This window comes from Bartonella queenslandensis AUST/NH15 (assembly GCF_000312585.1).
Taxonomy (GTDB): Bacteria; Pseudomonadota; Alphaproteobacteria; order Rhizobiales; family Rhizobiaceae; genus Bartonella; species Bartonella queenslandensis_A.
The window spans coordinates 18,729-25,109 of record NZ_HE998002.1 but is presented as its reverse complement, the minus strand read 5'-3'; the positions used below and the strand labels follow the sequence as shown (position 1 = coordinate 25,109).

The 6,381-nt window shown below is 37.4% G+C and carries 1 protein-coding gene and 2 pseudogenes; 1 reads left to right on the top strand and 2 read right to left on the bottom strand.

Features of this window, described 5'->3' with window-relative positions; translation table 11 throughout:
- Positions 1-109 (top strand): annotated as a pseudogene (locus BN338_RS13095) (helix-turn-helix domain-containing protein); the annotation flags it as partial.
- Between the two features lie 1,121 nt (positions 110-1,230).
- On the opposite strand, the gene BN338_RS05155 reads toward BN338_RS13095, so the two are convergent.
- Complete coding sequence (locus tag BN338_RS05155; RefSeq protein ID WP_083868442.1) at positions 1,231-4,173, bottom strand: Vomp family autotransporter; 2,943 nt, start codon at positions 4,171-4,173, stop codon at positions 1,231-1,233.
- Positions 4,174-5,167: 994 nt separating this feature from the next.
- A pseudogene (locus BN338_RS13785) lies at positions 5,168-5,643 on the bottom strand (YadA-like family protein); the annotation flags it as partial.
- Between the last annotated feature and the right edge of the window lie 738 nt (positions 5,644-6,381).

The window sequence follows — 6,381 nt, the reverse complement described above, 5'->3', positions numbered from 1 at the left end:
CAATGATATGGAAGAAGTCGAGGCAACTTTCCCTCTTCTAAAATTGCATTTAAAGCGTCAAATAGAAGCTGAAAAAGCACATCTAGTAACTACACAAGATACGGCTTAATGCCACTCTAAAAGAAAAAATGATGGCGGGAATCTATTTTGGTTTTTTGACAAATTTTTCCTTATTTTCGTTGCCAACACACGTATAATGCAAAAATCCTCAAAGCCTCTTCAAAGGCGGTTTTCTGGGCTTTCAAAGACTTTTTAAAAATCTTCAAAGGGTTTTCAAAGACCTTTCAAAGCCTTTTCTCATTTTTGCTACAAAATCGTGACTTTTACCATTTTTCGCATTTTTTTCCAATTTTAGGTGTCAAAATCTATTTTGACAAAACGCGCATTGAATGGTAAAAATTGTACGTAAAAACAACAAATTACCACCTATTCCTAACTAATCCCACCTCTTCCCACTTACTGCAAAACCTACTGTCAAACTACAGTAAGAAACGATAAAAAAACACTTATGAATCAATGTGTTGCAGTTTATGGTCATCTCTTTTGAAGAGATTTAACGTAGAATAAGAATGATTGTGTGATTTTCTTCATAATACGCTGCACTTCCCCTTGCGAGATTTTTTTAAGCTTTCAGCAAAATGAATCTGATTGATGACTCTTTTGTTTCTTGTATAAGCTTTTAAAGAAAATAAGTTTAGTTACTTTACATAATGGGTCTTACTGCTTTATACAATCGCGAAGTATTTTTATAATTTCATTGCGTATGCTATAAACTTATACATCAGTTCTGTTTCATAATTTGTTTCAGGAATTTTATTTTGATCAGTATGAGCTTTATGAAGAATTGCAACTACTGCATACTTCATGATGGCTACTGCTGTATATAAAGCAAATAAAAGTTTTGATTTTTATTAAAACATATCCTTCCCCAATGAATAATTTCCCTCAATGAAATTATAAAACGTACGTCTTTAAACTATGATACAATTATATTACCCTGTCAGTTTATCTTAGAGACACTGCTCTGCATCTGTAAAATTTTTGTTAAAATGCTTCACTTTTCACTAAGATTATTACTATCGAATACATGGTTATAACGTTTTCATAATGATACGATTTTATGACTTTCTATGTAAAATATTTATCTCCCTAATATTATAAATTTTCACCCTTGTCTCATCAGACAAAGGCGAAAATTCGATTAAATTGTAGTTTTCGTATTATCTGGTGTTATTTTAATTTTAGAGTTATTCCACCACCGACACCCCAATGACCGCCAGAAGTGGTAACCGATAAATTGGACCGAATAGACCCACTTTCAGATGTATAACCAGCACCAAAGGCAAAGGCTGATTGGCTACGCCATAAACCACTACCAAATGAGACACTCAAAAACCCTGGATCATCGAAATAACGCAAATTCGATACTGCCAAACCAATAGCAGCCGCTTGTTTTGCCTCTTTGCGGACATTTTCTATTCTGTAATTTAAAGCCTCAAACTTCATATTGGTATAGTTATTTGCACGTTCAACGGCATCGTCAATCGCATCAATAACGATATTGTTTACACGCTGGTCTGTATATTGCTTTGATTGATCAAGAATGACCTTCATCTGTTCTTTCGTGTAATCATGCAATTGCCCACCATTAATCGCTTCTTTTGAGCCTTTTTCAATCTTACCATCTGTAACATTATCAATCATCACAGGTTCACTCGGATCCCCCCCTGCTAAAGTGATTTTATTGGTTTTTTTGCCCTTTTCATCTCTGTCATAACGAACAGCATCTTCAGCAATACCATCAACCTTTTTATCAATATTATTCACTTTCCCATCAATGTTGATAACTGTGTCACCAATATTCTCAACCCTCTTTGAAATATGCTGAACATCTTTTTCAACACTATTGATACGCTCATTGGTCTGCCAAAGCTGCCCACCGTTTACCGCATCCTTAGAGTCTTTTTCAATTTTACCATCAGCGACATTGGTAATTTTACTTGGTTGACCATCGCGACCAGCATCATAGGCTCCTTTTTCTTTATCCCATTTTAAAGCATCTGTATCAGCCTTGTTGATGACATCATCAATACGGTTGTTTATGGTTGTCATTCCATTATTAACACCATCCAAAGCATCCGCTACATTATCATAGCTTTTCTTCTCAACAACTTTGCCATTCTCATCAAATTGGACAATCTGGAAATGAGGCGCTGTCCATTGACCATTTTCATACTTAGCACCACCACCAAAATAAGATGCGAGCGTCTGATTCAAAAAATAAAGCTGATTGCCGGTAATGGCTTCGGTTGAACCTTTCGCAATCTCCCCATCCAAAAGAAACTTAAGTTTGCTGTTTCTCTTTTCTCCATTTTTTTCATGTTTTGCGACAAATGCTCCCTCTGCATCATCCCACAATAACGCATCTTGAGAAACTTGCTTTATGCTTTTATCAAGTTGGGCTTTGTTAACAGCTTCATCATCCTTCACAGCTTCCTTTACACCAGAAATAGTGCGCGCTACCTTGCCATAACCTGCAATATTGATTTCAGTGCCTGCAGTGCCCTTACCAATGGTGATAAGTTTCTGCTCTTCGTCCCATTTAACGAGACTATCACCTTCTATTTGACTTTTTATCTCTTTTAACTGAGCGAAATTGACTGCGTCAGTATCATTAGTCCCTTTTGCTACTTTTTTAATCTGTTTATCCCCAGCGTAAATACCAGACTGAGACATACTTGGACCATCATTAGCAAAAAAGAAACCATCAGAAGTAATTTGAGGACCATCCTTAATATAAAAACCTTTATCACTCATACTACTCTTCCCAGTAGCAACACTCGTCAGTTTAAGATCATCATTTAAAGTAAATTGGACTTTATGCTCATTACCCTTATCGATTTTTTCAATCTTTAAGTTACCTTTTCCTACCTCTGCATCTTTTACTGAAAAATCTACTGTCTTACCTTTTGCAACAGTTGATTCATCTGACCCGTTAGCAGAAAGTTTCCATTCTCCTTCTCCTACCATAACCTCTCTCAAAGCTTTTAGCTGTGCAACATTGACTGCATCGGTATCTTCAGTACCAGCTGCTACTCCTGTAATTTGTCGTGTTACCTGATCAGAACCAATACTCAAAGCCCCTTCAGTACTCTTCCATGCACCCCTCTCGTCTGTTGACGGCATCCCCGTTATAGGATCATAACCGGATTTACCTTTGCTTCTATCAGCTAGGGACTGATACCCTAGAGCAATACTACCGCCAGCACTGGCCACTGCAGTTGAACCCAAAGCAAGGGAATTCGCCCCAGCAGCACTGTTAAAATTCCCTATTGCAATGGCATTTTTGCCTGTAACCGAACTATCTTGACCTATAGCAATTGACAAATCAACGCGTGCCATTGCCCCAATTCCTATAGCAATACTATCATGACCTCTAGCACCTGCCTTGGTTCCTATAGCGATACTCGTTTCACCTCTAGCTGTTGCAAGTCCACCGATAGCAACCGCAGATTGTCCAGATGCCTCTGATCCTATACCTATAGCGACACTTGCTTTACCAGACGCAAGCGCAGAAACACCAAAGGCTTGCGCCCCTCCAGCCGCTGCTGTCGCCCCTGCACCAAATGCTGTTGAATAGTTTCCCGTTGCAGAAGACCCACAGCCTGTTGCAAAAGAATAAACACCATAAGCCTCAGGACTAATATTCGTAGATCCCCCTGTAGAAGCTCCCATATAACCATTCTTCGGATCGTTTACTAGACCTTCACCAGCCCAAACCACCTGTTCAGTGGTTGTTCCATAAGCATTACTACCGCCGAGACCATTGAAACCATTGATAAATCTCTTATATTGCTGCTCTGCAGTTATTTTATTAGCAGCATTTTCTTGTCGCTTACCACCACGGCCAATAACGTTATCTACACCACAGTGGTCATCATCACCAGAAAGAACAATACTACCGTGGCTCCCATGTTTATAGCCTACCGCGTTACCACTATTGCTCTCATATGTAGCACTTCTTATTGCGAGATTCGCAGCAAAAACAGGAGAAACACTCGATAAGCATATGATCAGCAGAGCCAAAAACAGCTCTTTCACAAAAGACAACAAATCAAGCACACGAAGAAAACTTATATTGATTGCTGTCCACATGGTAAATATTTTTTTCATTATAAATTCCCCAATAAAATAGCTTCCTCCCAACAAAAAAATAGCTGTGAACATAAAAAAGACATAATTTAGGTGCTAAAAGGTCTTCTGATTAGTTTTTATATTCAAGTACCATTGTTGAGCGATGTGTATGGAGCTTTCTTTATTTGTGTTATTCAGGAAATGAGATCATTTCCTATGCTGTGGTTAGTGTCTGCTTAATTCTTATGGATTGGTTTCTACAGATGAGGTTGTATTTATTGAATAAAGCAGTTCTTTTAAAGCATTGTTGCAGAGTAGGAAATATCACAGATTTGCACGTGTTTTCTTGAGAAAAATGGCGGAAGAAATTTCTTGCTCACTTATCTTTAATTCCTACATTTCATGCCTTGCTTTCCTTTTCCCTACAGAAAGGAGTGTAGAGTAGATATTTGCTTTAAGTATAAGCAGCAAAAATGCGTATGACTCTGCCTTTTATATATCACTGCAAAATCTGATATTTCTCTCTTCGAATTCTCTTTAATGGGAATTTGATATGATTAAAGAAATGCCGCACACTATACTCACCTCTTTGCAGGTATTTTTCAACCTCATAAGGCCCTTAGCAACGCTATGATGAAGTCGTTGACAGCAGATTCTTGCTTTAATGACATATTACCGTCCTCCTCTCAGATAACCCTCCTAAAATTCAAGGAGGAACTTCTTTCGAACAAAACAAGTATTAATTAATATAGTTTCTGTATTTGTATAGGTTCTTGGATAAAAGATCAAGAATAAAATGAGTCTTTTTAAAAGTTTATAAAATTTCTTTCACATAAAGTGAACATTATTTTCATCCACAACAGTTATGAAAGATCTTTTTATAGCGTTTTGCTCAATCTTTATTTACTCTATTTAAAAGTTATACACAAACACAAACTCCATCATATGAACATTGTTCGTGTATAAAAAACAATTCACCCTCGCCTTATTTGGCAAGAGTGAATCAAATTATACTTATGTGTTTTATTTATTATTAGTTCAATGTTATATTGAATCCTGCACCGACACCCCAATGACCTCCAGAAGTGGTAACCGATAAATTGGACCGAATAGACCCACTTTCAGATGTATAACCAGCACCAAAAGCAAAGGCTGATTGGTTCCGCCACAAACCACTACTAAATCCAACGCTTAATTTTCCAAGTGTATCATTGTAACGCAAATTCGATACTGCCAAACCAATAGCAGCCACTTGTTTTGCCTCTTTGCGCACATCCTCAACAGCATAACTTAATGCTTCAAACTTCATATCGGTATACTGCTGAAACTGAGCAACAGCATTATCTACTTGTTGATTCGTATATTCTCTCGCACTCTGAAGAACAATATCCTTCTGCTCTTTCGCGTGGCATATAACTGACCACCATTCACTGCTTGCTTCGAGCCTTCTTCAATCTTACCATTTGCTACCTCTACCGTTATAGAAACCCCTTCATCTGCACCATCTAATAATGCCGATTGAGAATCAATAGCTGGCGTATCTACATTCCCCGCATCATCTATGGATCTAGCACGAGACATTCTTGTCATCCTTGTCATCATCAAAGGAAAACCCTCTACAATATCACTATGATTACCATCTTCAAGTAATGCCTTTTTATTTTTTTCACCATCACTAGAATTATCCTTTAACTCAGTAATATCATAACTCAAAGCTGTGATAGCATTATTAACACCAGAAAATGCATCCGCGACATTACTATACGTTTCCTCAACCTCATTACCATATTCATCGAAAGTTTTAACGACAAAAATAGGAGCTGACCATTTATTATCTTCACCATAACCAGCGCCATCACCAAAATAACTTGTAAATGCCTTAGACATAAAACAGAGTTGAGCACCATTTACTGCATCTTTCGATGTTGCTGTAAATGCACCACCCTTGATGCCACTGAGAATGCGCGAGCCATTAACATTATTTGCAATGTCTATTCTATTGCTAGCTTTGTTTTTACCAATCGTAATAAACCCAGCGCTGTTTTGCTGAATAAAACTATCACCTGTCATACTTTCGATCTTTTCATTAAGATTCGTAAAGAAACTACTTATACCAGAAAGTGCATCCGCAACATTCTTATAGTTCTCTTTAAGCCCATTACCATCCTTATTCAAAACTGTTATTGTAAAGGCAAGGTATTGATTTATAATGATAATCTAGCGTTATTCATATTGAATGAGAGTCCA

What these genes read in the sequence shown, in the direction of transcription:
- BN338_RS05155 (WP_083868442.1), bottom strand. Translation starts at nt 4,173, where the DNA reads ATGAAAAAAATATTTACCATGTGGACAGCAATCAATATAAGTTTTCTT.